Below are 26046 nucleotides of genomic sequence, written 5' to 3'. Positions count from 1 at the left end.
TCGCGCACCCGCCCCTCACGCGCTTCCCGATTCCAGCAGCGCCATCAGCGCCCGCGCCGCCGGACTGGTGGCCTGCGCGGGCGGCAGCAGAGCGACCGTCTTGTACGCCCGCTCGTCGGTGCCCTTCAGCGGCAGGGCGGTCAGCGAGGCGCGCTTGTGCCGGAAGTGCCGGGGCACGACCGCGATGCCGAGGTTCTCGTCGACCAGGTCGAGCAGGGTGTGCACGTCGTTCACCTCCAGCGCGACCGTCCGCCGTACGCCCGCGGCCGCGAACGCGGCGTCGGTGATGCGGCGCGGACCCCAGTCCGGGTGGAAGTCCACGAACACCTCGCGGCCCAGGTCCTCCGGCGTGACGGCGTCGGCGGATGCCAGCCGGTGACTGGCGTGGCACAGCACCGTCATCGGCTCGTCGGCCAGCGGCACGGACCGCAGCTGGTCGCTGTCCGCATGGTCTGTCCGGACGGCGAACGCCAGGTCCAGCCGCCCGGCCGCGACCTCCTCCGCCAGCGCGCCCGAGCCCGCCTGCCGCAGACAGATCTCCACGTCCGGGTGCTGCCGCCGGAACGCGGCCAGCAGCCGCGCCGCGTCGACGCCCGCGATGCACTGCTCGGTGCCCATCGCCAGCATGCCGCGCAGCACGCCCTGCACCGCGGCCACCGCCTCGTGCGCGGAGCGCACCTGCGTCAGGATCCGCTCCGCCTCGCCCAGCAGGGCTCGGCCGGCCGGGGTGAGCGTCACCCGGCGGGTCGTCCGCACGAACAGCGGGGTCTGCAGTTCCCGCTCCAGGGCCCGGATCGAGGCCGACAGGCCCGACTGGGAAACCATCAGGCGTTCCGCCGCCCGGGTGAAGTGCTGGTCCTCGGCGACGGCCACGAAGTGCTGAAGATGGCGCAGTTCCATGATTGAGAAGCGTATCCGCTGAATTTCATCGGATTCTTCTGTTGGACCCATGGGCGCAGGTCGCGGGAGAGTGGGTACCGGTTCCGGGACCGATCCTTCGTGCCAACCCTTCATGGAGTCGCGTTGTACACCGCACACACCGACCGCTACGCGGACATGCCCTACCGGCGCACCGGACGCAGTGGCCTGAAGCTGCCCGCGCTCTCGCTCGGCCTGTGGCACAATTTCGGCCCGGACCGCCCGGTCGAGACCCAGCGCGCGATCCTGCGCCGCGCCTTCGACCTCGGCGTCACCCACTTCGACCTTGCCAACAACTACGGCCCGCCGCCCGGCGCCGCCGAGGAGTCCTTCGGCGAGGCACTGAAGACGGACTTCGCCCGGTACCGGGACGAGATGATCATATCCACCAAAGCCGGCTACCTGATGTGGCCCGGCCCGTACGGCGAGTGGGGCTCGCGCAAGTACCTGATGTCCTCGCTCGACCAGAGCCTGCAGCGGATGGGCCTGGACTACGTCGACATCTTCTACTCACACCGCCCCGACCCGGACACTCCCTTCGAGGAGACGATGGGCGCCCTGCACTCGGCCGTCCAGCAGGGCAAGGCGCTGTACGTCGGCATCTCCAACTACTCCGCCGAGCAGACCCGCGAGGCCGCCCGCATCCTCGGCGAGCTGGGCACGCCGCTGCTCATCCACCAGCCCCGCTACTCGATGCTCGACCGCCGCCCCGAGGACGAGGGCCTGCTGGACGCCCTGGACGAGCTCCAGGTCGGCTCCATCGTGTTCTCCCCGCTGGAGCAGGGCGTGCTGACCGCCCGCTACCTCGATGGCATCCCGGAGGACTCGCGGGCCGCGAGCGACAGCCCGTTCCTGAACTCGGACGCGATCACCGAGGACCTCGTGGCCAAGCTGCGCGCCCTCAACGACATCGCCAGGTCCCGCGGGCAGTCCCTGGCGCAGCTCGCCCTCGCGTGGGTGCTGCGCGGCCGCCGGGTGACCTCCGCGCTCGTCGGTGCGAGCAGCCCGCAGCAGCTGGAGGACAGCGTCGCCGCCATCCGCAACCTCGACTTCGACGCGGACGAGCTGGCCCGCATCGACGCCGCCATCAAGGGCTGAGCCGTTCCTCCAGGCGCACGGTGACGGTGTCGCCCTCCTGCTTGCCGATGATCTTGCGCACCTCGCCCTTGACGGGAAGCTTGTGCGTGCCGTCGCCGAGCGCCATGAAGGAGCTCTGGAACGGGTGTCCGTCGATGGTCCCGCGGACCTTGACCAGTCCGCGGGTACCGAAGAACGTGACGGACTCGGGCCAGACGACATACGTCCAGCCGCCGCTCTCCGGGCTCTTGCGCAGTACGGCGGTGAATTCCGCGTGCACTTCATCTCTGCCGGCAGCCATGACGTCCTCCGCTCTGGGGTCCTTCTCCTACAGACCGCTGCGGGCGGCAGAACTCATCGTCTGGGCGAGGGCCGGTCCCATCGAGGTCGTCCGTGCTGGTCAAGACGGGAGTCCGGTAGCGGTCATGACGCTCGCCCGCGACGCCCGTCGCATTTCGGCCAACAGGTAGGGAGAATATGCCAGGAGACTGGCCGGAAACCCATGGTGACAGTGTGTCAGCAGTGAAGATACTCGACAGCGAGAGCGCTTCACATGCCGCTACGGCGCCCTCACGCACCGCTCGCGAGCCGCCGGGAAGCGAGGCCCGGCCAACCGCCGAGCACGGCAACGGGGAAGGCACCGCGTGCACGACGAGTTTCTGTGCCATGTCACCGCGTACGGCGTCTGCGACGGCCGGCGCATCGGCGTACCTCTGGGCACCTACCGGGCCCCGACCCTGGCGCTCGCCCTGTGGTGGCTTCGGGACCGGGCCTCCTGGATCGCCCAGCGATTAGATCCGCAGCCCGACGCCGAGCACATACCGCCGAACGCGCTCGTCGCCGTCGGCGACACCGTACCCGACGTGCCCGCCGTCCTGCGCGCCTGGTGCGGCGACCCGGCCGAGCAGGAACTGGTCGCCGACGAACTGGCCGCCGGACGCCTGGTGCGCATCGCCACCAGCGACGACACCACCGAGTACGAACTCCTCGCCGAGTCCGTCGACGCTCTGCGCATGCAGCGCACCATCCCGTCGCTGGGCGTCCCCGTCGCCTGACTGTCCTGGCCTGCCGGCAGCCCGCTCACCCGCACCGCCGACCCGCGCCCCCGTGCACCTGCCGCGCCAGCAGGCCGCCCAGGAAGCCCGCGACCAGGCCCCACAGCAGGGCGAGGCCGACAGCCGTCCACACCCGTGGCCGCAGGAACAACTCCCCGGCCAGATCGCCGCCCAGGTCGCCGATGCCGAGCACGGACAGGCCGTAGTGCGCGGAGATCCGGGCGACCAGACAGATCATGAGCACCGTCAGCGCGAGCGCCACCGCCAGGTGCACGGCGTGCTGCCAGGCCCGCATCCGGGCCGGTGACCGGACCGCCATCAGGAACGCGGCGGCCAGCAGCAACACCGCGTCGACGACCACCAGCCACCACACCCGGCCGTCCTGCTCGGCGAGCGAACTCAGGTTGAGCGCGGCGACGTCCTGTCCGCGCAGCACCTCGTCGAGCACATGCGGCATCGGCAGTCCGAACGGCCCCTCCACCCGGCCGTCCCAGGTGGCGCCGAGGCCGATGGTGAGCGCCAGCCACACCAGGTTGGGCAGGCCGAGCAGGATCACCGCGAACGTCTCCGCCGCGTGCCCCCGCGTCGCCGCCACCACCAGCGCGACCACGATCCCCACGGCGACGTACGCGAGCAGCAGCACGACCATGGCATACGTCGCCGGACGCACCGACGTCTGGAAGCGCAGCAGCCGCCCCGACAGTGGCGCCCCGCGCGCCACGACTACGGCGAGCGTCAGCACCCCCGCCAGCCACAGCAGGCCGAACAGCAGGGTGATCGGCACGTCGGTGGCGAAGCCGACCTCCGGCTCGATGCCGAACAGGTCGCCGATGTCGCCCAGCGTGCCCTCGCCCAGGGAGATCGTGAACGTCTGGCGGGCGGCGAGGGCCAGGCCGAGCAGCGCGAGCAGCCACACGACGGCGACCCGTCCGGCCCAGCCGGCCAGCTCCGTGCCGCCCGCGACCGCGCGGTGCCGCAGCGGGCGCAGGAAGCCGCGGGCGATCACCAGGGCACCGGTGAGCGTGACGGACAGCGGGAGCACGGTCAGGTCCGCCTCCGTGTCGGCGAGCCCGCCCGCGTTCCCCGTCATCTCGATGCTGCCGCCGACAGCGGTGACCACGGTCGCCACGACCACCCGCGGAAAGGCGCCGTCCGGGAGATCCGCGGCCCCGGCCGCCCACAACCCCAGCGCGGCGACCAGCACCATCGCCGCCAGCCCGGCCAGCACCGCGCCGAGGGCCTGGACCCAGCCGTGCCGGGCGACTGCCTGGTCGGGGACGGTGCGTACGCTCACCCTGCCCACGCTAAGCAGCGCCCGGGCGCCGCGCCTGCCGGGAGGGTCCGTCCGCGTCGGCTTGCGGGCGGGCCATCACCGGCGCACACAAGGCCGGCCGGTCGAGCAGCGGACCGGGTCTCCACTCCCACCGAGTCGCCGACCTCGACCCCGCCGACCACCAGGCCGCCGACCTCCGAGACGCCCACGCCGGCACCGGAAACGAGCGAGCCGCCGCCGCCCGAGGAGCCTCCGTCCCCGGAGCCCCCGCCCGACACGACGACGCAGTCGGCCCCGGAGTCACCGGCGCACTCCCCGGCGCTGTGACTCAGCCGGTCCGGACGACCAGGGCGTAGTCGCCGAGGCCCAGCATGCGGCCGGCGGGCAGCTCGCCGCGCGTGGTGAGCAGCGTCTCGACGCGGCCCGTCGCCGGATCGAAGGCGACGTCCAGGACCGTGCCGCGCTCGTCGCCCGCCTCGGTCAGGATCCGCCGGCCCGGCAGGTCGTGGTGGGGTGGCGGCGCGGCCGCGGTGTCGGCCGAGCGGACCACGACGGCGTCGGGACCGACGGCGTGCACCGCCTCCCGGGCCAGCACGGTCTCCCGGCGCGGATGCCGGCCGCGCACCCGGAGATGCGTGATCATCCCGGTGGCGGCGTCCACGGTCAGGGACCTCAGCACGCCCATCTCGGCGAACCGCCCACGGCGTCCAGGGGACAGTGACACCACGGGCAGCCCCCGCACCTGGGAGAACAGCATCACGGCAGCGCCCCTTTCCGGGACTCGCGCAGCGCACCGACCTCATGGACGAAGGCCGGCAGGTCGTCGACCACGTAGTGCGTGGTGTCGCCTGGGATGACCAGCGCACCGCCGGACACGGCGAGCGTCTCGCCGCGCGGCACGTACACCCTGCGCCGGTGGTGCTTCGGGCCCGGCACGAGCGCCTTGCGCGCGGCGATCCGGAACCCGGTGACCCGGCCGCTCTTGCCGCCCTCCACCACCACGTCGAGCACCGTGCCGACCTCGGTGCCCGCGTCCGTCAGCACCCGCGCGCCCACGACCCGCCCCCGCCGGGCCGCCTGCCGCGCCGCGGCCATGTCCACCGGCGCCGGCGCTCCCGCGTCGCGGATCATCACCGCGTCATGGCCCAGCGCGTGCACCGCCGGCCACGGCAGGCCCAGCCGCAGCGGGCCCGACAGCAGGTGGGGGCCGCTCAGGGTGAAGCCCGTGATCCGTCCCGCCGAGGCGTCGAACACCGTGTCCCTGACGTGCGCGACGACATCCCCGCCGAGGGTCACCACCGGCCGGGTCGTCAGGCTCCGCGCGGACATCAGCTCGTACATCGCACGCCTTTCCCGCCGGACCGGCCCGCCGCCGGACCGGACCCGGTGTGCTCCGAGTGCCCCGCCCGGCTGTGAGAATGCCCGCAGCGCGGGTGGGCCCGGTGGGGACTGCACGGCCCGGCACGGGGTACGAGCACTGTGCAGGAGCGTCCGGCCAGTCCGGCTTGTCGAGAGAGAAACGCATGACCGAGCACGTGGGCGAGGCATTGATACCGACTGGTTTCGACGTGCCCGTGGAACCGCTGCGGCGCGCCGCGCACTACACCGGCCAACCCGGCTGCATCGCCGAGGCCCGGTCCTTCGCCACGGGTTTCCTGGGCCGGCTCAGGACCGAGTGGTGCGCCGTGATCGACGAACGGTCCGCCGACGCGCTGCTCCTGGTCGTGAGCGAACTGGTCACCAACGCGGACCGGCACAGCAACGGCCCGTACATCCTGGAGCTGGAGGGCACGGACGCCGCGGTCGCCGTGACCGTCTACGACAGCAGTGCCGCACTGCCCCGGCTCTTCCCCCGCGACCCCGAGCGCATCGGCAGACACGGTCTGGAGATAGTCCACGCGCTCGCCGAGAACGTCACCGTCGAGCGGGTGCCGGTCGGCAAGCGCGTCCGGGCCAGGGTGCGGGTGGGCGACGGGGAGGCCGGGCAGCGGCCCGTCAGACGCCGCCCGGCTCGGCCATGAGGCCCCGGCGCAGGCGCGTGATGATCCGCTTGATCAGCCGGGACACATGCATCTGCGAGCAGCCCAGCCGTTCGCCGATCTCCGCCTGCGTGGCCTCCTCCACGAACCTCAGGTGAATGATCCGCCGGTCCCGCTCGTCGAGTTCGGCCATCAGCGGGGCGAGCGAGTGGACGTCCTCGACGAGCCGCAGCCGCTCCTCCTCCACGCCGATGAAGTCGGCCAGCACCGCCTCGCCGTCCTCCGGCCCGTCGCCGGTCAGTGCCGCGTCCAGCGACGCGGAGGTGTAGCCGTTGGCGGCGAGTTGCGCCTCGACGACCTCCCTCTCGGGCAGGTCCATCAGTGTGGCCAGCTCGGCCACCGTCGGCTCGCGGTCCAGCCGGCCGGCGAGTTCCTCCCGGGCCCTGGCCAGCTCCACGCGCAGCTCCTGGAGCCGCCGCGGCACGTGCACCGCCCAGGTGGTGTCACGGAAGAACCGCTTGATCTCCCCGAGGATGTAGGGCAGCGCGAACGTCGTGAACTCGACCTCGCGGGACAGCTCGAACCGGTCGATCGCCTTGATCAGGCCGATCATGCCGGTCTGGACGATGTCCTCCATGTCGTGGCCGCGGGTCCGGAACCGTCCCGCCGCGAACCGCACCAGCGACATGTTCATCTCGATGAGCGTGTTGCGCGAGTACTGGTACTCGTGCGTACCCTCCTCCAGCTCCGCCAGGCGCTGGAAGAACTGCCGGGACAGCTCCCGGGCGTCCTGCGGCGCCACGCTCCACGCCTGGGGCACGCCGGGAAGCGTGCCCTCCCCCCTTCCCGCCGCGTCGCCCGTCCTGCTCCCGGTGGTCCCCTCGGTGCTCTCTGTCTCCGGCCCGGTCACGGCGGTGTCCATTGCCTCTCCCACGAAAAAAGACGGCCCGGAAAACGGCCGGTCAACAATTGCTCGGAATGTTCCGGGTGTCGGCTACCCAGGAGAGGCCAACGCATGCCTGTCACGTGCGTGCGGCGGAAAACCGGTGGCGGGCCGCGGCGCCCGGTCAGTTCTGCGCCACCCGGGGCGCCGTGATCAGCTCGTGCAGGTAGCGCTTGGTGACCCGGCCGCCGTACCGCGTCTCGATCAGCTCCCGGATGCACCCCAGCAGCCCTTCGCGGGCGGTGTCGTCCAGGGCGCGGTGGCCCGAGTAGGTGAGCAGGACGCCGAGGTACTCGTCGGCGGAGTAGGCGATGTCCCGCACGTGCCGTTCCACCGCCACCTCTCCGAACAGCGGGGAACCCGTCAACTCGCCGATGTCCGTGCTCACCACGGCCGCGTCACGCGCGCGCAGACCGGGCGGCGTGGCCGGGTCCAAGCGTTCGTAGCAGTCCTGAGCCCGGGTGAAGAACTCCTCGGTGCCGCCCGCCACATGGTGTGTGGTGACCAGGACCAGCCGCCCGCCGGGACGCAGTGCCCGCGCCGCCTTGACCACGCGCACCGCCGGGTCGATCCAGTGGAACGAGGTGCCGCTCACCACCAGGTCGTACGGCTCCGGCGGCAGCTCCCAGCGCTCGAAGTCGGCCACGACGACGTCCGCCTCCGGGAACGCGGCCAGCCGGCGCCGGGCCATCGCCGCCAGTTCGGGGCCTCCACCGCGGTGATGCGGCAGCCGAACCCGGCGAGCGGCACGGTGAGTTGACCGGTCCCGGGGCCCACCTCCAGGACCCGGCTGCCCGGGCCGAGGCCCGCCACCCGGGCCAGCTCCGCGACCAGGGCCTCGGGATACCGGGGCCGGGCCCGGTCGTACAACTCCGCGACCTCGTCGAACTTCTCGCGCAGCACCACGGCCCGCCCCTTCCCCTGCGTGAATTCCACTCAGGGCAGAATGCTGCGCCCTTCCCCTGGCGTCCATCGCTTCTAGGCTGAGGGTGTGAGCGAACAAGCGCCGAACGAAGCCCGCGTCATTCCCCTGCGCCGGCCCGCCGCAGGACTGGAATCCGCCCGGCCCGCCGCAGCCCCGGGACCGGCTCGCCCCGCCGCCCCGCCCGCCCGTCCGGAGCCCGCCGGGAAGCCCAGGGAGCCCTTGTGGCGCGACCTGGTCGGTGACGTCCTGCGGCGCGAACGCCTCGCGCAGGAGCGCACGCTGAAGGACGTCGCGGACGAGGCCCGGATCTCCATGCCGTACCTGTCGGAGGTGGAACGCGGCCGCAAGGAGGCCTCCTCGGAGGTCCTCGCGGCCGCCGCCCACGCCCTCGGCCTGAGCCTCGGCGACCTGCTGACGCGGGCCCACGGCGAACTCACCCGCGTCACCTCGCGGTACACCAACAGGAGCCGTGGCGCCTCCACTTCGTCGTACGACGGGCTGTGCATGGTCGCCTGAGACGCGGCAGCCGGTGCCTCAGACCATGACCGGGCGCCGGCTGAGGACCTCGTCGGCCAGTCCGTAGGCCACGGCCTCCTGGGCGGTGAACACCTTGTCGCGGTCCATGTCCGCGTGCAGCGTCGCCACGTCGTGGTGCGTGTGCCGCGACAGGACCTCCTCCACCTGGGAGCGGATCCGCACCATCTCCTTGGCCTGGAGGGACAGATCGGACGCCGTGCCCCGCTGCCCGCCGGAGGCCGGCTGCCCGAGCAGCACGCGCGCGTGCTCCAGCACGTACCGCCGCCCGGGATCCCCGCCGGCCAGCAACACGGCCGCCGTGGAGGCCGCCTGCCCGACGCAGCATGTCGAGATCGGCGCCTGCACGAACGTCATCGTGTCGTAGATGGCCATGAGCGAAGTGAACGAGCCACCGGGGGAGTTGATGTAGACGGAGATCTCGTTCTCGGGGGACGCCGACTCCAGGTGCAGGAGTTGCGCGATGACGACGTTGGCGACGCCGTCGTCGATCTCGGTGCCGAGAAAGATGATCCGCTCGTTGAGCAGCCGGCTGAACACGTCGAAGGACCGCTCGCCCTGCGGGGTCCGTTCGATGACGTTCGGAATCGTGTACGTCCCCATCACTGAAGCCCCATCCTGCGTCGCGACGCGGCCGGGCGGACGTCCGCGAGGGACTCCACGACCCGGTCCACCATGCCGTACTCCCTGGCCTGCTCCGCCGTGAACCAGCGGTCCCGGTCGCCGTCCCGGGAGATGGTCTCCGGCAACTGGCCGGTGTGCTCGGCGGTGATCTGCTCGATCGTCCGTTTGGCGAACTCCAGGTTCTCCGCCTGGATCTCGATGTCGGAGGTGGTGCCGCCGATCCCGCCCGACGGCTGATGCATCATGATCCGCGCGTTCGGCAGGGCGTAGCGCTTGCCGCGGGTGCCGACGCAGAGCAGGAACTGGCCCATGCTGGCGGCGAATCCCATGGCCAGCGTCGAGACGTCGTTCGGGATCAGCCGCATCGTGTCGAAGATGGCCAGGCCCGCGTGCACCGAGCCGCCGGGGCTGTTGATGTACAGGCTGATGTCGGTGCGCGGGTCCTCCGCGGAAAGAAGCAGCAGCTGGGCGCAGACCCGGTTCGCGGAGGCCTCGGTGACCTCGGTGCCGAGGAACACGATGCGCTGCGCGAGCAGTTGGGCGGCCAGGTGGTCGTCGAACCGTGTGGGAGGGGCCTCGCCCTCCTCGGCCCGGGGCAGCAGGGCCGGCACCGGGCCGGCGGTGAGTGGAGACATCGGCGCTCCTAGTCGTCGCTCGTTGTCGCGTGCAGTCGCCTGCACTCGCTTGTCGTCACGCGGCGGGCGTCGCCGCGTACTCCACTCTCGGCCGGACACCGGGCCCGCCGGGGATTTCCAGGCCCGCAGCAGATTCGCTGTGGGCAGAGGGAGCCGAGCGATGACTTTCAGGTGCGGGCCGGCCGCGGGTCGCGCAGGGGCGAGCAGCGGGCGGCGGAGATCGCCGCCCGGATCTCCGCGCCTCCCGGCCCGCGGGCGGCGAGCCCGCGAACCTCCCGGCGGACATGCGCAGCGGCGCCACGAGGCGAGCGTGCGCTCTCGCTCCTCGGGGCCGAGCGCGTCCAGTTCCTCGGGCATCGGCTCATGGGCTGCCTGCGCGCCCGGCAGCAGATTGAGGTGCACGCCGATCAGCCGGTCGGGGTGGGTGCGGCCCAGCTCGCGGGCCGGGCAGCTCTCCGGCCAGCGGGTGCGGTCGAGGCGGTCGTGGAGATCGTCGAGGTCGCGCTGCGGGACGTCGATCCGGAAGGGCCGGATGCCGTCGGGTCCGGGCGATGAGGTCGTCATGATCCGGATGGTAGGCGCGGCCGGTGACGCGGCCCCACGGATTAATCATCCGCCGAGCGATGAGTTTCCCGGCCGGGACCGGTCGATACAGATGACCGCGTTCCACACCCTGGAGGTACTCATGGCCACCGACGGATTCACCACGTGTCTCTGGTTCGACAACGAGGCCGAGGAAGCCGCCCACTACTACGTCTCGATCTTCAAGAACTCCAGCATCGGCCGGATCGCCCGCTACCCCGAGGAGGCGCCTCGCCCGGCGGGCACCGTGATGACCGTCGAGTTCACGGCCAACGGCCAGAAGTTCTTCGCGCTGAACGGCGGCCCGGAGTTCAAGTTCAACGAGGCGATCTCCTTCGTGATCTACTGCGAGAACCAGGAGGAGATCGACTACTACTGGACCAAGCTGACCGAGAACGGCGGCGAGCCCGGCCCCTGCGGCTGGCTCAAGGACAAGTACGGCGTGTCCTGGCAGGTCACCCCGGAACGGCTCGACGACATGGTCAGCGACCCGGACCCGGCGAAGGCACAGCGCGCGATGACGGCGATGCTGTCGATGGGCAAGCTCGACATCGCCGCCCTGGAGAAGGCGTACGCGGGCGAGTGACGCGCCGCGGGGGCACGGGCACACCCGGCACCGCGCCCACGTGGTGCCGGGGCCCGTCCCCCTACGCGGATTCGGCCAGGATCTCCCGGATCACATGCCGTGAGTTCGCCGCGAGCGCCTGATTCGTGTCCCAGTAGTACGGCAGCTGGATCAGCGAGATCGACAGCGCCCAGCCCCGGCCGCGCGCCCACTCGGCGTCATCGGCCCCACACCCTCGCGGAAGACGCCCCGCGCCTGTGCGGGCAGCAGATTCCAGGTGACGATCAGATCGACGGCGGGATCGCCCACGCCCACGGTGCCGAAATCGATCACGGCGGCCAGTCGTCCGCTGCCGACCAGGAGATTCCCCGGCATGAGATCGCCGTGCGCCCACACGGGCGGCCCGGCGTACGCCGGAGCCCGCAGGGCCTCCTCCCACAGCGCCGTCATCGCACGGGTGTCGATCCGCCCCACCAGCTGCGCGATCGCACCACCAGGTCCGTGCCGAGGCGGAACATGGCGTTCTCGGTCCCGGAGGACTCCACACGCCGCACGGGCAGCCCCGCCCACTGCGGGAACTGTCCGGCGATCAGCCGGCCGACGAGCGAGGCGTCGATGTCCAACTCGTCGTCATGCATCTTCACGGCACACATGCCGCCCATCCCAGCGGCCGGCCGGGGTCCTGTCGAACGGTTTTGCCGGCCGGGCTCAGCCGGCCTCGTCCCCGACCACCCGTGTGATCTCGCGGGCCATGCGCAGGATGCCGGGGGAGCGGACCGGGCAGGGCTTCGGCTCGGACGTCGTGGGCGCCAGACAGAAGTGCAGGTAGTCGTCGTCGCGGTGCAGGGCCGTACGGTCCCGGCCCGGTTCGGTGCAGTAGTCGGGATGGGCGCGCTCGTACGCGGTGCACGGCAGGTGGCGCGCCCACGTGTAGCGGGCCGACGCCGGGCTCACCGTCTTCCCGGCGTCGGCCACCAGATCCCCGGAGGCGGCGGCCCGCTCCTCGTACAGCGCGTTCACGCGCCGGACGCGCTCCGGGGTGATCGGATCCGGACCCTGCAGCACCCACACGATGCGCGGACGCCGGTCGCCTCCGGCCGCGGAGATCTGCCCGGCGAGCCGCTCCGCGTCGGCGGCGTACCGTGCGAGGTACCGCTCGCGCGAGGCGTCGTACGTGATCCCGTCCATGCACGGCGTGTAACCCCAGGCGTTGCCCCAGAACTGCAGCACCACGAAGTCCGGCCGCAGCTTGCGCACCAGCGTGGCTGCCTTGTCCGCGGGCGGGACGAGGGACCGCTCACCGGTGCCCTCCAGGTAGTCGCACAGCGTGGTCCCGGAGTACGGGGCGCTCGTGTACGTCGCGCGCAACCGGCTGCGCAGTTCCTGCCCCAGCACCTTCTGGTTCTCCATCGCGAGCGAGTCGCCGAGGTACAGCACGCGCGGAGCCCGGGCGGGCGCGCTCGGGGAGGCGGCGGCCCGCTGGTGCGTGGTGGACGACGCGCCCGGTTCGGGCGGTAGCGGTGCCTCCTGCGGCCCGGACGCCGGATCCCCGCACGCACCGAGCAGCACGCCCGCCAGCAGTACCCCCACGACCCACGGCTTGCGCATACGGCAACTCCCGCCCGGCCACCGAAACGGCCCCCAGGCAAGCACAGCCGGGCGCCGGGGGGGAAGACACGCGTCGGCCACGGTACGCCGGCGGCCGACGGCATGACGCCGCGTCAGGCCCGGTCGGCGGCGATCAGCAGGTACTGGAAGCTGCCGTTGTTGTAGGCGGTCAGGAACGTGTCCTCGATGCCCGTGACCAGGTGGTCGGCCCGCTTGCGCAGTTCCCGGTAGGGGATCGTTTCCGCGGTCAGGTTCTGCACATGGACCGGGACGAGGCGGCTCCGGGCCATCGCGCGGAAGTACGCCGACCGGGGGTGGATGTCGCAGATGTAGTGGGCGTTGATGAGGGAGACCTCGCGCGAGGCCTGCCCGTAGGTGTCGTTGTAGCAGCCGGTGATCACCACGTAGCGTCCGCCGCGGCGCAGCAGCCGGGCGTGCTCGGCGGCGTTCCAGTAGTCCGCGACGCGGGCCTGGTACGTGGACTGGTGCGGCAGCGGCGTGGCCGCCGGTGCGGTCGTGGAGCCGGGGTCGGCGGTGGTGGTCAACGATGACTCCTCGTGGTGTTTCTGAGGGGATGTCAAGGGTCATGCGCCTTACCAGTAGTCGGGCAGGTGGTAGCGGTGGGTGTTGGTGGCGTGCCACTCGTGGTTGCCGGACACCCAGGCGGCGAGCCCCCGGGCGTGCCGTTCGACGAGCGGCGTGGTCGCGGAGAGGTCGGCGGACTCCTCCAAGGCCGCCATGATCCGGTTGTGGATCTCGACGGCCCGCAGATAGGCCGCCTTGAGCCCGCACCGCTCGTTGGCGGAGACGACCAGCGGAACGGGCCGGGGCTCAGGAGAGGTCGTTCACCAGCACCGCGGCCCCGTCGAAGCGCCCCTCCTTCAGGTCCCGCAGCGCCTCGTCCGCCCGCGACAGCGGATACGTGTGCGTGGTGGCGCGCACCCCGTGCCGGGCGGCGAGCGTCAGGAACTCCCGCCCGTCCTCGCGCGTGTTGGAGGTGACGCTGCGCAGCTCCTTCTCGTAGAACAACTCGGACTCGTAGTGCAGCGGCGGCACGTCCGTGAGGTGGATCCCGGCGATCGCCAGTACACCGCCCCGGTCCAGGGCCCGCAGCGCCACCGGTACCAGATCGCCGGCCGGGGCGAACAGGATCGCGCTGTCCAGGGGCTCCGGGGGCGTCGCCCACGCGTCCTGGGCCGAGGACGCGCCCAGGTCCAGCGCCAGGCGCCGCGCAGCTGCCCCGCGCGTCATCACGTGCACGGCGGCGCCCTCGGCCAGCGCCACCTGCGCGCACAGATGTGCGCTGCCGCCGAAGCCGTACAGCCCGAGCCGCCCGCCCGGCGGCAGCGCGGCCCGCTTCAGCGCCCGGTAGCCGATGATGCCCGCGCACATCAGCGGCGCCGGCGCCACGTCGTCCAGGCTTGCGGGCAGTGGATAGGCGAAGGCCGCGGGGACGGTCGTGTACTGCGCGTAGCCGCCGTCCGCGTCCCAGCCGGTGTACCGCGAGGACGGGCACAGGTTCTCGGCGCCCCGCCGGCAGTACACGCAGGTGCCGTCGGTGCGTCGCAGCCAGGCCACGCCGACCCGGTCGCCCACGGCGAAGCCGCGCACCGACGCCCCGAGCGCGCCCACCACGCCGACGACCTCGTGCCCCGGCGTCACGCCCGGCCGGTGCACCGGCAGGTCGCCCTCGGCGACGTGCAGATCGGTGCGGCACACCCCGCACGTGCGCATGTGCACCAGCAGCTCGTCGTCCCCGGGCACCGGCACCGGCTTCTCGACGAACCGGAGGGACCCCTCCTCGACCGGCCCGGGGCGCACCACGGACCACGCGCGCATCGTCCCGTCCGCCATGCCGCTCCCCGTCCCGCCGACGACCGTCCCGGTCCCTCCAGTGTGCTGCGGAGGGAACCGTTCGGCGCGCGCGTCGGCGCCCGGCTGGCTAGCGTGAGGAAGCGGACCAGCCACCGACTCGGAAGAGGGCCGCATCATGGCCGTACACCCTGAGGGAGCCCCGTGTTGGGCCGACGCGATGTTCACCGACCTGGAGGGGGCCAAGAGCTTCTACGGAGACGTCCTGGGCTGGACCTTCGCCGAGGCGTCGACGGTGTACGGCAACTACACCGAGGCGTACTCGGGCGGCAAAGCGGTCGCCGCCGTCGTCCCGCCCATGCCCGGCCAGGAGGGCCAGTCGCAGTGGTGCCTGTACTTCGCGGCCGACGACGCCGCCGCCACCGCGGCGCGAATCCGCGACAATGGCGGTGAGGTGCTGATGGAGCCGATGCAGGTCGGCGACTTCGGCACCATGTGCCTGGCCCGCGACCCCGGCGGCGTCGTCTTCGGCCTGTGGCAGGCCGGCACCCACGAGGGCTTCGAGGCGGAGACGGGCCAGCCGGGCGCGTTCACCTGGGCGGAGGTCTTCACCCGCGAGCCGGAGAAGTCCGACGCGTTCTTCCCCGCCCTGTTCGGCTACAAGGCCCAGCAGATGCAGGACGACGCGATGGACTTCCGCGTCTACAACCTCGGTGAGCGCCCCGCCCTCGGCCGGATGCAGATGACGGACGACTTCCCGCCCGAGGTGCAGCCGTACATCAACGTCTACTTCTCCGTACAGGACTGCGACGACGCCGTCGCGAGGGCCACCAAACTGGGCGGCGTTCTGCGTTTCGGGCCGATGGACACCCCCTTCGGCCGGTTCGCGGCGCTGAGCGACCCGCAGGGCGCGAACTTCTCGTTGATCGACACCACCAGGACCGAAGGCGAGATGCCGGCCATGACCGACGTCGACTGACCGGCCAAGGATCCCATCACTGTCTTGTCCGTCTGCCCTGCGGTGGCCGGCGGGATCGACACCCATGCCGATCTCCACCAGGCCGCGGTCATCGACAGCATCGGCCGCCACCTGGCCACCGAGTAGTTCGAGACCACCCCGGACGGCTACCGCAGGCTGCTGGACTGGCTGCGCTCACATGGCGAGGTCCTCGCTGTCGGAACCGAGGGGACCGGCGCCTATGGCGCCGGGATCGCCCGGTTCCTCAGCTCCAACGCCGTCACTGCGATCGACGTGGACCGCCCGACCGCAAGGTTCTACAGGAGCTTCCCACGGACCGGGAGCCCCGTCGGCACGTGGCATGATCGTGCGCATGCGTGAACGTGTGGTGGCCGCGTGCGACGGGGCCTCGAAGGGAAACCCCGGGCCCGCGGGCTGGGCCTGGGTCATCGCCGACGCGGCGGAGACCCCCGCCCGCTGGGAGGCCGGCCCGCTCGGGAAGGCCACCAACAACGTCGCGGAACTCACCGCGCTGGAACGCCTGCTGGCGGCCACCGACCCGGACGTGCCGCTGGAGATCCGGATGGACTCCCAGTACGCCATGAAGGCTGTCACCACATGGCTGCCCGGCTGGAAGCGCAACGGCTGGAAGACGGCCGCCGGCAAGCCGGTCGCCAACCAGGACCTGGTCGTGCGCATCGACACCCTGCTCGCCGGCCGCTCGGTCGAGTTCCGCTACGTCCCCGCCCACCAGGTCGACGGCGACAAGCTCAACGACTTCGCCGACCGCGCCGCCAGCCAGGCCGCCACCGTCCAGGAGTCGGCGGGCAGTGCCCTCGGCTCGCCGGAGCCGCCGCCGTCACCCGACACACCGACCGCCAAGGCTCCGCGCACCCGGTCGCGCGGCGGCTCCGCGCGCACCGCGAAGGCGGCCTCCTCGCGCACCATCAAGGCGAAGTTCCCCGGCCGCTGCGGCTGCGGCCGCCCCTACGCGGCCGGCGAGCCCATCGCCAAGCACCCCCAGGGCTGGGGACACCCGGAGTGCCGTACGGCGGTGGACGCCTGAGCACGCTGTGCAGGTGACCAAGACCGCTGCGCACGACCCCGGGCTGCTACTCTGCGTCATTAAATGACCGCCTTGAGTAATTACCAGGGGTATGTGTGAAGGTCGCCTGCGTCGGTGGCGGGCCCGCCGGCCTGTATCTCTCGATCCTGCTGAAGCGGCAGGACCCCGCCCACGACATCACCGTCTACGAGCGCAACCCGGAGGGCTCGACCTACGGCTGGGGCGTGACCTATTGGCGCGGCATGCTCGACCGGTTCCACGAACACGACCCCGAGTCGGCCCGCGCCCTCGACCAGAACTCCGTGCGCTGGAGCGACGGGGTCGCCCACGTGCGGGACGAGACCACCCGGCACCACGGCGACCAGGGCTTCGGCATCGGCCGCCACCGGCTGCTGGAGATCCTCGCCGACCGCGCCCGCTCGCTCGGCGTACGGCTGGAGTTCGAGCACGAGATCACGCCCGACAGCCTGCCCGCCGGCGCCGACCTGATCGTGGCGGCCGACGGCGTCCACAGCGCGCTGCGCACCCGCCACGCCGACCGGTTCGGCACCCGCCTCACAGCCGGCCGCAACCGCTACATCTGGCTCGGCACCAGCAAGGTCTTCGATGCCTTCACCTTCTCCTTCGTCGAGACCGACCACGGCTGGATCTGGGCCTACGGATACGGCTACGGCGCCGACCGCAGCACCTGCGTCGTCGAGTGCGCGCCCGACACCTGGACCGGTCTCGGCCTCGACCGGGCGAACGAGGCAGACGGACTCGCCCTCCTGGAGAAACTCTTCGCCCGCGTCCTGGACGGCCACCCCCTCATCGGCCGCACCGTCGCCGACGGCAGCTCCCCGTGGCTGACCTTCCGCACCCTCACCAACTCCGCCTGGCACCACGGCAACCTCGTCCTGATCGGCGACGCCGCCCACACCACGCACTACTCCATCGGCGCCGGCACCACCCTCGCCCTGGAGGACGCCATCGCCCTCGCCGGGGCCCTGGGTGAGTGCGCCGACCTGCCGCAGGCCCTCGCCCGCTACGAGCGGGAGCGCCGCGCGGGCCTGCTGCCCGTGCAGAGCGCGGCCCGCTACAGCGCCCGGTGGTACGAGAACCTGCCCCGCTACATCGGGCTGCCCCCGGAGCAGATGTTCGCCCTGCTCGGCCAGCGCCACTCTCCCCTGCTGCCCCACATCCCGCCCCGGCTGTACCACCGCCTCGACCGGGCCGCCGGGCGGCTGGCAGCGCTGCGCCGGTTCAAGCGCTGGCTCGGACCGCGGCTCGCCCGCACCGTGCACGCACGGGCGCTGGCCTCCCGCGAGTAGCGGCCCGCCACCCCGGACCAGTACAGCTGAGGAGCCTGTCCACCCGACCCACAGAGCTGGGGTGAATGGGAATTCACCGCTATGGGCGACATTCTGCGCGCCAACTACCGCGCCCAGGTGACCGAGAGCCTCACCGCACGCCTCGCCGGCCCCGACGCCGGACTGCGCGCCGAACTGGCCGTCGCCACCCTGCTCGGCCTGGGCGTGATCGCACGGGCATCGCACGCGGCGACCACGTGCGCGCGAGCGCGATCGACGACGTCGTGGAGCGCTGCGGACCCGTCGTACAGGACCAACTCACGGCGTGAACGGCACATCGGAGCGAGCAGTACGGCACACCGCAGCGAGCAGCTCCGCGCACCGGCGCGGCGGATGACAGACTGACGCCATGGACGAGCGCACATTCGACAGGTCTGGTCAGCACGCCTCCGTGGTCGGTCTCGGCACCTGGCAACTGGGAGCCGACTGGGGTGACGTCGACGACAAGGAAGCCCTCGCAGTACTGGAAGCGGCCGCCGAGTCCGGCGTGACCTTCTTCGACACCGCCGACGTGTACGGCGACGGACGCAGCGAACAGACCATCGCCGCCATCCTGCGCGGTCGCCCCGACCTGCACGTGCTGGTCGCCACCAAGATGGGCCGCCGCGTCGACCAGATCCCGGAGAACTACGTCCTGGACAACTTCCGCGCCTGGAACGACCGTTCCCGGCGCAACCTCGGCGTCGACCGCCTCGACCTCGTACAGCTGCACTGCCCGCCGACGCCCGTGTACTCCACCGACGAGGTGTTCGACGCCCTGGACACCCTGGTCGAGGAGGAGCGCATCGCCCACTACGGCGTCAGCGTCGAGACCTGCGCCGAGGCGCTGACCGCGATCGCCCGGCCGAACGTGGCCAGCGTGCAGATCATCCTCAACCCGTTCCGCATGAAGCCCCTGTACGAGGTTCTCCCCGCCGCCCGCGAGGCCGGCGTCGGCATCATTGCGCGGGTGCCCCTTGCCTCCGGCCTGCTGTCCTGCCGGTACACCAAGGACACTGTCTTCGCCGCCAACGACCACCGCACCTTCAACCGGCACGGCGAGTCCTTCGACCAGGGCGAGACCTTCTCCGGCGTCGACTACGCCACGGGCGTCGAGGCCGCCGCCGAGTTCGCCGCCCTCGCCCCGGACGGGTACACCCCGGCCCAGCTCGCGCTGCGCTGGATCATCCAGCAGCCGGGCGTGACCACCGTGATTCCCGGCGCCCGCTCGCCCGAGCAGGCCCGCGCCAACGCGGCCGCCGCGAAACTGCCCGAGCTGTCCGGCGCGACGCTCAGCGCGATCCGCGAGCTGTACGAGCGGCGGATCAAGGACCAGGTCGAGGGCCGCTGGTAGGGCTCACGGCGGGGCTCAGGCTCGCGCGGTCCCTATGACCGCTCCCTGAACGCTCGAACGGACGGTCGGCCCGGCATGGTGCCTGCAGACGGGGAACTCGCGGGAAGACTGGAAGTCGGTCCCTCGAACCGGGAGGCACAGTGTCGGGCACGACGGATGGCGCGGCGAGGCGCAGGGGGCGCAACGAGACCGAGGAGGAGCGGGCGGACCGGATGTGGGTTGAGCTCATCCAGGAGGTCCGCGTCGCCCAGATGGGCGTGCAGATCCTGTTCGGCTTCCTGCTCACCGTCGTGTTCACCCCGAAGTACGACGATTTGGCCGACGCCGACCAGGTCATCTACATCGTCACCGTGGTCCTGGGCGCCGCCGCGACCGGTGCCCTGATCGGACCCGTGTCCCTGCACCGCCTGGTCTCCGGCCGCCGGGTGAAGCCCCAGGCGGTGCGGTGGGCGTCCCGGCTGACCCTCGTCGGTCTCGTCCTGCTGCTGGCCACCATGACGTGCTCGCTGCTGCTGATCCTGCGGGTGGCGACCGACGGCGGCTATGTGCCCTGGCTGGTCATGGCCATGGTCGCCTGGTACGTGGCGTGCTGGTTCGCGTTCCCGCTGTGGCTGCGGCGCCGGCACACGACGCGGTGAGGCCGGCGCGGACGGAAACGACCTGTGCTACTCGGTCCCGCGCGCCCCGCGCAGCGCGTCCAGGCAGGTGGCGATGGCCCGCTGGAGGTCCTCCAGGCGCTGGACCATGTCGTCCTCGTAGCGTGCTGCACCAGATAGAAGACGGTCATGCTCGCAGGGTGGCGGTTCGGCACGACAGCATGCCACTGAAGTACCCGCTCTTCTGGGCAGGGTTGACCCGACTGCATCGGCACTGCGTCCGTGCAGACGGGAAGCCTGAATGCGCCCATGGGAGATGTTTTGCCGGGGCCCCTGACGGGGCGGTGCGCGCCGGTGGCGCGGGGGGTCAGCCGAAGGCGTCGCGCAGTGCGGGCAGCAGCGTCTTCTGCGACCAGTCCAGGAACGCCGGCTGTGTCTCGCCGCCGATCTGCACCAGGGCGATCTCGGTGAAACCGGCCTCGGCGTACGGGCGTACCGCCTCGACGAAGTCCTCCGGATCGTCGCCGCACGGGATCGAGGCGGCGACGTCGTCGGGCGTGACGAACTGCGTGGCCGCCTCGAACGAGTCGGGGTGCGGCAGCTCGGAGTTGACCTTCCAGCCGCCGCCGAACCAGCGGAACTGCGCGTGGGCCCGCTTGACGGCCGTGTCCCGGTCGGGGTCGTGGCAGACCGGCAGCTGGCCCACGCGCGACTTGCCCGTGCCGCCGTGCCGGTCGAACGCCGCCAGCAGGCCCTGTTCGGGCTGTGTCGCGATGACCAGGTCGGCGAGCTTGCCCGCCAGCGCGCAGGAGCGTTCGCCGGACACGGCGATGCCGATGGGCGGCGGCTCGTCGGGCAGGTCCCACAGCCGGGCCGACTCCACGTCGTAGTGCGAGCCGCAGTGGTTGACGTGACCGCCGGCGAAGAGCGCGCGGATGATCGCCACGGCCTCCTGGAGCATCTCGTGCCGCACGTCCACCGGCGGCCAACCGCCGCCCACCACATGTTCGTTGAGGTTCTCGCCCGACCCCAGCCCCAACCGGAACCGTCCTCCGGACAGCAGCTGCATCGTGGCCGCCTTCTGCGCCACCACCGCCGGGTGGTACCGGATCGTCGGACACGTCACGTACGTCATCAGCGGAATGCGCGTCGTTGCGTGCGCCGCCGCGCCCAGCACGCTCCACGCGTACGGCGAGTGCCCCTGCGCGCGCAGCCACGGGAAGTAGTGGTCCGAGGTCACCGAGAAGTCGAACCCCACCTCCTCGGCCCGCACGACGTGCTCGACGAGCTCACGAGGCCCCGCCTGCTCGGTCATCATCGTGTATCCGATCTGCACCATGAGGCCCGAGTCCCCGACGGACACACCCGAAAACGGCTCGGCGCCGGGGCCGGGGAGCGGCTAGCCGCGGTCCTCAGTCCGGCCTCTGGATCATGGCCTGACCGCTGAGGGAGAATGCTGTCATGGACATTCACCGGCTGCCCGTCTCCACGCCCGCCGCGCAGGGCGTCGACGCCGTCGGCGTCCACGCCTTCCTGGACGCTGTCGACGCCGACCCGGACATCGAGCCGCACAGCCTGATGATCCTGCGGCACGGTCACCTCGTGGCCTCCGGGTGGTGGGCGCCGTACACACCCGACCGCCCCCAGCTGCTGTACTCGCTCAGCAAGAGTTTCACCGCGACGGCCGCCGGGTTCGCCGTCGCCGAGGGGCTGATCGGTCTCGACGACCCGGTGATCTCGTACTTCCCGGAGTTCGAGGCCGACATCACCGACCCGCGCAGCCGGTCGATGCTGGTGCGGCACGTGGCGTCCATGGCCAGCGGGCACGAGGAGGAGACCCTGGCCCGGGCCGACGCCCTCGACCCCGACGAACTCGTCCGCGGCTTCCTGCTGCTGCCGCCGGAGCGCGACCCGGGCACCGTCTTCGCCTACAACAACCCCACCACGTACACGCTCGCCGCGATCCTCCAGCGTGTCACGGGACAGCCGCTGACGGAGTACCTGCGGCCCCGGCTGTTCGAACCGCTCGGCATCGGCCCGGCGGCCTGGCTGCGCGACCGGTCGGGCCGCGAACTGGGCTTCAGCGGACTGCACGCCACCACCGACGCCGTCGCCGGGCTCGGCCAGCTGTACCTGCGTGGCGGCGTGTGGGAGGGCAGGCGGCTGCTGCCCGAGCGGTGGGTCGCCGAGGCCACCCGCACCCAGACCGCGAACGCCGACGGCACGCCCGAGGGGGCGCTGTCCGACTGGCAGCAGGGCTACGGCTTCCAGTTCTGGCGGTCGCGGCACGGCTACCGCGGCGACGGGGCCTACGGCCAGTTCTGCGTGGTGCTGCCCGAACAGGACGCCGTGATCGCGGCCACCGCGGCGACCGCGGACATGCAGCGGATGCTGGACCTCGTCTGGACGCATCTGCTGCCCGCCTTCGGCCCCGGCCCGCTGTCCGGCCGCGAGGAGCAGGACGCGGCTCTTGGCCGGCGCCTCGCCCGGCTCGCGCTGCCGCCGGTCCAGGGCGAGCCCGCCCCGCCGGAGGAGGCCGAGGCCTGGTCGGAGGCCGCGTTCACGCCGTACGGCGGCGTCTGCGCGGGCCTGCCGGACCTGACCGCGGTCGCGGTCACCGTGACGGCGGACGGCCCGCGGCTGACGCTCACCGACGACGACCACCCCCTCGACGTGCGGCTCGGCCGGGACGGCTGGACGGTCACCGAGGAGCCCGTCCCCACCGCGGTGAGCGGCGGATGGACCGACGCCGGTACCTTCACCGCGGACGTGGTCTTCCTGGAGACACCGCACCGTCTGACGGTGACCTGCTCCCTCCCCGACCGCACGTTCACCGCGCGCTGGGCCACCGAGCCACTGCACGGACCGACGCTGCGCTCGCAGCGCGCGCCGCGCGGCTGATCAGTCCGCGCCAGGCCGGAAGGTGTCCAGGAACGTCCGCAACGACTCCTGGCTGGCGGGCTCCTCCCACTCGTCGGCCGGCGTCGACCAGCGCAGCGAGAAGCTGCGGCCGTCGCCGATGAGGAAGCCGCGGCCGAAGGTGCGCACGCGGGTGTCGCCGTCGTCGATGAGCCACTGCATGTCCGCGGCCTTGCGCCCCTGGTACGTCGTCGCGCGGATGTCGCCGATCCGCCGGTAGTCGTCGCCGGACTGCTCCAGACCGGGCTCGACGTCGTCGCGCCAGACCGCCACCGGATCCGGGCCCACACGCTCGCTGTAGGTCACCGCCAGCAGGCGGTGGTCGCCGTCGGCGCCGAAGAAGGCCCGGTAGGCCACATCCGACTGGCGCAGGGTCTCCAGCCGCTTCCAGCCCTGGGGGAGGGCGACGGAGAAGCCCTCGGGCGCGTGGTAGCGGTGATAGCCGGGCGGCAGCCCGTCGCCGGGCGGAGCGGACGACCTGGGGGGCGGGGGGGACGGGGACTTGTCCGGGGGCGTGGGGTCGGAGGGGGACGGAGACGGGGACGGGGACGCGGTGGGTGGGGGTGACGCCGACGGGGCGGCGGTTCCTCCGCCTCCGCCGGCACTGGCGCCGGGGTCGGCGGCGGAGGCCGGGGGACGTGCCTCGGGGCCGGAGGCGGAGGTGTCGTCACCGGGCAGCCCGCGGGTCGCGGCGAGCACGGCGACCGCGACGGTGACCACGGCCAGGGCGGTGCCCGCGACCATCGTCCGCCGGTTCCACTGCGACCCGGCGTGCAGGGCGGCGGCGTACGCCACCCGCAGCCGGGGCGGCCTCGGGCCTGTTTCCAGGGGCGCGCCGGGGTCCTCGGTCAGCGCGCGGGTGAGGGCCTGGCGCACCACCGGGCGGGTCAGCCGGTCCCGGGAGTCCTTGCGCAGCAGCCCCTGCACGACCTGCGTGAGCGATCCCGCCCGCACCGGCGTACGCAGCGGCAGCCGGTCCACCCCCTTCAGCGTGGCCTCGGGCCGCCCCCGGTCCCGGAACGGAGGGCGGCCCTCGACCAGCGTGTAGAGGATCGCGCCCAGCGCCCACAGGTCGGCCGCCGGCCCGATGCGCTCGTCACGGGCCTGCTCGGGCGAGGCGTACGACGGTGCGCTGAGCCGGGGTGCCAGGGTCGCGCCGGCCAGCCCGAAGCCGGTGACGATGACCGAGCCCTCGTCCCGCACGAACACCTGGCCGGGGCTGAGCTCGCCGTGCGTGATGCCCTGGCCGTGCGCGGCCTCCAGCACGTCCAGCACCTGGAGCCCGATGCGCGCAGCCCGTACACAGGTGAACGGCCCCTGTTCGGTGAGGAGTTCGCCCAGCGGCGTGCCGCCGGCCCACTCGTTGACGATCCACAGGAGGCCGGTCTCCTCGACTGCGTCGAAAACCGCCGGGACGCGGCCGGAGCACAGCATTCCGATGGTCTCCCCGGTCCGGATCACCCGGGCCGTGGTGTTGCGGGCGCAGCCCAGGGCCGGATCGTCCGGCAGCCCGATCTGCGTGACGAGACACGGCCGTTCGGCCTCGACGTCCTCGCCGTACCAGGAGATGCGGTTCGTCTCGCGATGGACGATGTCGAGCAGCCGGTACCTGCCGGCCACCAACTGCTGTGTGGAGACGTGCGCCCTGCCCATTGGCCATCCCTCGCTGAACCCGCTGGCTCTCACCTTTCCCAGAGGTACGGTGAGTGAGGCACACTGCGTTCAATGAACTCGCGACTACCCGACGCATTTTCACTCTTATCCAATCCACGCGAGCAAATGTGCGATGGAATGACGCCATTGAGGGCCGCGTGGGCGCTGTCCACCTCGCGAACCCTGCGGGTCCGTCGCAGGTAATTCCTCCGGCCGCGCCCGCTGAAACGAAAATTCCTGGGTTCACCTGGTCGAGTAACCAACGGTAAATTGACAGAATGTCAATAGAGATGAACTCTTCGGCCAGTCGGCCGGAAATGGACGACGGAATGTCCGGTGGCGTCAGCGCCCTCAGCGCAGGCCGAAGCGGGCCGACCAGGTGATCATGTCGGCGGTCGTCGCGTTGCCTCCGCACACCACCAGTCCGAGCCTGGCCCTTTCGCCGACCCGCTCAAGGACCTGCCGGGCGGCGGGCAGGAGGCAGCCGGCGGCCGGTTCCGTCCACACCTTGGCCTGGTCGGCGAGGTCGAGCGAGCCCTGTACGGCCTCCCGGTCCGGGATCACCAGCACCTCGGTGACCAGCGCGGACACATGGTCGTACGTCAGCTGTGACACGGACGGGGCGCTGAGGGTGGACACGATCGACGACAGGGCGACCGGCACCGGGCCGCCCGCCGCCAGCGCCTCGGACATGGCCTGGGCGCCCTCGGTCTCGACGCCCCAGATCCGCACGCCGGGGCGCCGTGCCCTCATCGCCGTCGCGACTCCGGCGATCAGCCCGCCGCCCCCGATGCTGACGAGGACGTCCGTGAGGTCCCCGGCGTCGTCGGCGAACTCCAGTCCGACGGTCCCCTGCCCGGCGATCACTACCGGGTCGTCGAAGGGGTGGACCAGGGTCAGCCCCTCCTCCTGGAGTCGCGTCACGAGTGCGAAGGCGCCCGGCATGTCGTCGGTCAGCCGCACCGAGGCGCCGGAGGCCTCCACGATCTCGACGGCAGGGGCGGGCGCCGAACGCGGCATCACCACCGTGGCCTTCACATCGAGCGCGGCGGCCATCACGGCGAGCGCGATGCCGTGGTTGCCGCCGCTGACCGCCGCCACCCCGGCGGCCCGCTCCGCCTCGCTCAGCGACAGCAGCTTCGCCGTCGCCCCGCGCGCCTTGAACGAGCCGGTGCGCTGGAGCAGTTCCAGCTTCACGGTGACCGGTGCGCCGAGCAGCGCGGACAGGCCCGGGCTCGGCACGGTCGGGGTGCGTACGACGTGTCCGGCGATCCGTTCGGCCGCGGCTTGCACGTCCTCGATGGTGATCAAGACCAGCACCTTCCCGGCACGGGACGGTGATCCGCGCCGTATCGCACCCTGACGCGCGAAGTGCCGCAGGTCAACACGTTTTCGAAGGCCACGCCGGTGGTTCGGAGGCAGGTCGCGCCGAGTGTCTCAGGAGGTGCGACGCGCCCGACGCGTCTGGCGGACGAGCGCCTCGGGGAAGGCAACGCCGAGCGCCTTTGGAGAGACCACGCCGAGCGCCTCTGGGCGAACACCGCTCCGAGCGCCGCTAGTCCCGTACTTCGCGGGTCGTTGATTCGTATGGTGTGACCGGCCCGGGGGTGTCTCGGGCCGGGGGTGTGGCGTTGGGCCGGGT

General features: G+C 72.0%; 24 protein-coding genes and 5 pseudogenes. 12 read left to right on the top strand and 17 right to left on the bottom strand.

Translation table 11 applies throughout. The features are described from left to right. Positions 1–15 precede the first annotated feature (15 nt). Positions 16–900, bottom strand: a complete 885-nt coding sequence (locus H8R17_RS24920) for a LysR family transcriptional regulator (protein ID WP_187825436.1) — start codon at positions 898–900, stop codon at positions 16–18. 123 nt (positions 901–1023) lie between these two features. On the opposite strand from H8R17_RS24920, the gene mgrA reads away from it, so the two are divergent. Next, a complete protein-coding gene (gene mgrA / locus H8R17_RS24915) occupies positions 1024–2016 on the top strand; it encodes an L-glyceraldehyde 3-phosphate reductase (RefSeq protein ID WP_187825435.1) in 993 nt (330 codons plus the stop codon). Here mgrA and H8R17_RS24910 read toward each other — a convergent pair. Further along, a complete protein-coding gene (locus H8R17_RS24910; protein WP_187825434.1) occupies positions 2006–2296 on the bottom strand; it encodes a DUF1905 domain-containing protein in 291 nt (96 codons plus the stop codon). The two genes, mgrA and H8R17_RS24910, sit on opposite strands and share 11 nt — an antisense overlap. 343 nt (positions 2297–2639) lie before the next feature. Between H8R17_RS24910 and H8R17_RS24905 the strand changes: the two genes are divergently transcribed. Further along, complete coding sequence (locus H8R17_RS24905; RefSeq protein WP_187825433.1) at positions 2640–3050, top strand: hypothetical protein; 411 nt, start codon at positions 2640–2642, stop codon at positions 3048–3050. Between the two features lie 25 nt (positions 3051–3075). Here H8R17_RS24905 and H8R17_RS24900 read toward each other — a convergent pair whose 3' ends face one another. From H8R17_RS24900 to H8R17_RS24890, 3 genes are all read right to left on the bottom strand, one after another. Then, positions 3076–4344 (bottom strand): streptophobe family protein, encoded by a 1269-nt coding sequence (locus H8R17_RS24900; protein ID WP_187825432.1) that lies wholly within the window; start codon positions 4342–4344, stop codon positions 3076–3078. Between the two features lie 307 nt (positions 4345–4651). Continuing rightward, positions 4652–5083 (bottom strand): PRC-barrel domain-containing protein, encoded by a 432-nt coding sequence (locus H8R17_RS24895; RefSeq protein ID WP_187825431.1) that lies wholly within the window; start codon positions 5081–5083, stop codon positions 4652–4654. Further along, positions 5080–5664, bottom strand: coding sequence for a PRC-barrel domain-containing protein (locus H8R17_RS24890; RefSeq protein WP_187825430.1), 585 nt, complete (start codon positions 5662–5664; stop codon positions 5080–5082). Before H8R17_RS24890 ends, H8R17_RS24895 begins: the two co-directional genes overlap by 4 nt. A 182-nt stretch (positions 5665–5846) precedes the next feature. On the opposite strand from H8R17_RS24890, the gene H8R17_RS24885 reads away from it, so the two are divergent. Continuing rightward, on the top strand, positions 5847–6344 hold the full coding sequence (locus tag H8R17_RS24885) for an ATP-binding protein (RefSeq protein WP_187825429.1): 498 nt from the start codon (positions 5847–5849) through the stop codon (positions 6342–6344). Here H8R17_RS24885 and H8R17_RS24880 read toward each other — a convergent pair. Both H8R17_RS24880 and H8R17_RS24875 read right to left on the bottom strand, forming a co-directional pair. Continuing rightward, complete coding sequence (locus H8R17_RS24880; RefSeq protein ID WP_187825428.1) at positions 6319–7224, bottom strand: RNA polymerase sigma factor SigF; 906 nt, start codon at positions 7222–7224, stop codon at positions 6319–6321. The two genes, H8R17_RS24885 and H8R17_RS24880, sit on opposite strands and share 26 nt — an antisense overlap. Before the next feature lie 145 nt (positions 7225–7369). Continuing rightward, positions 7370–8148, bottom strand: a pseudogene (locus H8R17_RS24875) (class I SAM-dependent methyltransferase). Between the two features lie 88 nt (positions 8149–8236). Here H8R17_RS24875 and H8R17_RS24870 point away from each other — a divergent pair. Then, positions 8237–8686, top strand: a complete 450-nt coding sequence (locus H8R17_RS24870) for a helix-turn-helix domain-containing protein (RefSeq protein WP_187825427.1) — start codon at positions 8237–8239, stop codon at positions 8684–8686. 18 nt (positions 8687–8704) lie between these two features. On the opposite strand, the gene H8R17_RS24865 is transcribed toward H8R17_RS24870, so the two are convergent. Then, positions 8705–9307 (bottom strand): ClpP family protease, encoded by a 603-nt coding sequence (locus tag H8R17_RS24865; protein ID WP_187825426.1) that lies wholly within the window; start codon positions 9305–9307, stop codon positions 8705–8707. Continuing rightward, positions 9307–9963, bottom strand: coding sequence for an ATP-dependent Clp protease proteolytic subunit (locus H8R17_RS24860; protein ID WP_187825472.1), 657 nt, complete (start codon positions 9961–9963; stop codon positions 9307–9309). The genes H8R17_RS24865 and H8R17_RS24860 overlap by 1 nt, the downstream gene beginning before the upstream one ends. A gap of 685 nt (positions 9964–10648) precedes the next feature. Here H8R17_RS24860 and H8R17_RS24855 point away from each other — a divergent pair. Continuing rightward, on the top strand, positions 10649–11131 hold the full coding sequence (locus H8R17_RS24855) for a VOC family protein (RefSeq protein WP_187825425.1): 483 nt from the start codon (positions 10649–10651) through the stop codon (positions 11129–11131). Between the two features lie 61 nt (positions 11132–11192). Here H8R17_RS24855 and H8R17_RS24850 read toward each other — a convergent pair. The 5 genes and pseudogenes from H8R17_RS24850 to H8R17_RS24830 form a co-directional block, all read right to left on the bottom strand. Then, a pseudogene (locus tag H8R17_RS24850) lies at positions 11193–11763 on the bottom strand (phosphotransferase). 55 nt (positions 11764–11818) lie between these two features. Then, the gene (locus tag H8R17_RS24845) at positions 11819–12718 is read right to left on the bottom strand and encodes an SGNH/GDSL hydrolase family protein (RefSeq protein WP_187825424.1); all 900 of its coding nucleotides are present in this window, start codon (positions 12716–12718) and stop codon (positions 11819–11821) included. 113 nt (positions 12719–12831) lie between these two features. Further along, positions 12832–13161 (bottom strand): annotated as a pseudogene (locus H8R17_RS24840) (SAM-dependent methyltransferase); the annotation flags it as partial. A gap of 150 nt (positions 13162–13311) precedes the next feature. Next, positions 13312–13536: pseudogene (locus H8R17_RS24835) on the bottom strand (cyclase); the annotation flags it as partial. A 13-nt stretch (positions 13537–13549) separates the two neighbouring features. Beyond that, entirely contained in the window at positions 13550–14557 is a 1008-nt protein-coding gene (locus H8R17_RS24830) for a zinc-binding alcohol dehydrogenase family protein (protein WP_187825471.1), read from the bottom strand. Positions 14558–14708: 151 nt separating this feature from the next. Here H8R17_RS24830 and H8R17_RS24825 point away from each other — a divergent pair, with 151 nt between their 5' ends. The 6 genes and pseudogenes from H8R17_RS24825 to H8R17_RS24800 all read left to right on the top strand — a co-directional run bounded on the left by H8R17_RS24825 (position 14709) and on the right by H8R17_RS24800 (position 19874). Continuing rightward, on the top strand, positions 14709–15509 hold the full coding sequence (locus H8R17_RS24825) for a VOC family protein (RefSeq protein ID WP_187825423.1): 801 nt from the start codon (positions 14709–14711) through the stop codon (positions 15507–15509). 340 nt (positions 15510–15849) lie between these two features. Continuing rightward, on the top strand, positions 15850–16554 hold the full coding sequence (locus H8R17_RS24820) for a ribonuclease H (RefSeq protein ID WP_187825422.1): 705 nt from the start codon (positions 15850–15852) through the stop codon (positions 16552–16554). A 95-nt stretch (positions 16555–16649) separates the two neighbouring features. Next, positions 16650–17864 carry an FAD-dependent monooxygenase gene (locus tag H8R17_RS24815; RefSeq protein WP_187825421.1) on the top strand — a complete coding sequence of 405 codons (1215 nt, stop codon included), beginning with the start codon at positions 16650–16652 and terminating at the stop codon, positions 17862–17864. Positions 17865–17948: 84 nt separating this feature from the next. Further along, a pseudogene (locus H8R17_RS24810) lies at positions 17949–18172 on the top strand (TetR/AcrR family transcriptional regulator); the annotation flags it as partial. A gap of 80 nt (positions 18173–18252) precedes the next feature. Beyond that, the gene (locus H8R17_RS24805) at positions 18253–19236 is read left to right on the top strand and encodes an aldo/keto reductase (protein WP_187825420.1); all 984 of its coding nucleotides are present in this window, start codon (positions 18253–18255) and stop codon (positions 19234–19236) included. A 212-nt stretch (positions 19237–19448) separates the two neighbouring features. Next, the gene (locus H8R17_RS24800) at positions 19449–19874 is read left to right on the top strand and encodes a DUF6328 family protein (RefSeq protein WP_223125434.1); all 426 of its coding nucleotides are present in this window, start codon (positions 19449–19451) and stop codon (positions 19872–19874) included. 325 nt (positions 19875–20199) lie between these two features. On the opposite strand, the gene H8R17_RS24795 is transcribed toward H8R17_RS24800, so the two are convergent. Further along, complete coding sequence (locus H8R17_RS24795; RefSeq protein ID WP_187825418.1) at positions 20200–21171, bottom strand: LLM class F420-dependent oxidoreductase; 972 nt, start codon at positions 21169–21171, stop codon at positions 20200–20202. 122 nt (positions 21172–21293) lie between these two features. Between H8R17_RS24795 and H8R17_RS24790 the strand changes: the two genes are divergently transcribed. Then, a complete protein-coding gene (locus H8R17_RS24790; RefSeq protein WP_187825417.1) occupies positions 21294–22733 on the top strand; it encodes a serine hydrolase in 1440 nt (479 codons plus the stop codon). On the opposite strand, the gene H8R17_RS24785 is transcribed toward H8R17_RS24790, so the two are convergent. Together H8R17_RS24785 and H8R17_RS24780 are read right to left on the bottom strand one after the other, a co-directional pair. Next, on the bottom strand, positions 22734–24404 hold the full coding sequence (locus H8R17_RS24785) for a serine/threonine-protein kinase (RefSeq protein ID WP_187825416.1): 1671 nt from the start codon (positions 24402–24404) through the stop codon (positions 22734–22736). It abuts the gene before it with no gap. A 351-nt stretch (positions 24405–24755) separates the two neighbouring features. Then, positions 24756–25715, bottom strand: coding sequence for a threonine/serine dehydratase (locus H8R17_RS24780; RefSeq protein WP_187825415.1), 960 nt, complete (start codon positions 25713–25715; stop codon positions 24756–24758). Positions 25716–26046 lie beyond the last annotated feature (331 nt).

This window comes from Streptomyces sp. TRM68367, assembly GCF_014495685.1.
Lineage (GTDB): Bacteria > Actinomycetota > Actinomycetes > Streptomycetales > Streptomycetaceae > Streptomyces.
Note: the sequence above shows the minus strand (reverse complement) of the source record. Positions and strands in the feature narration are given on the sequence as shown.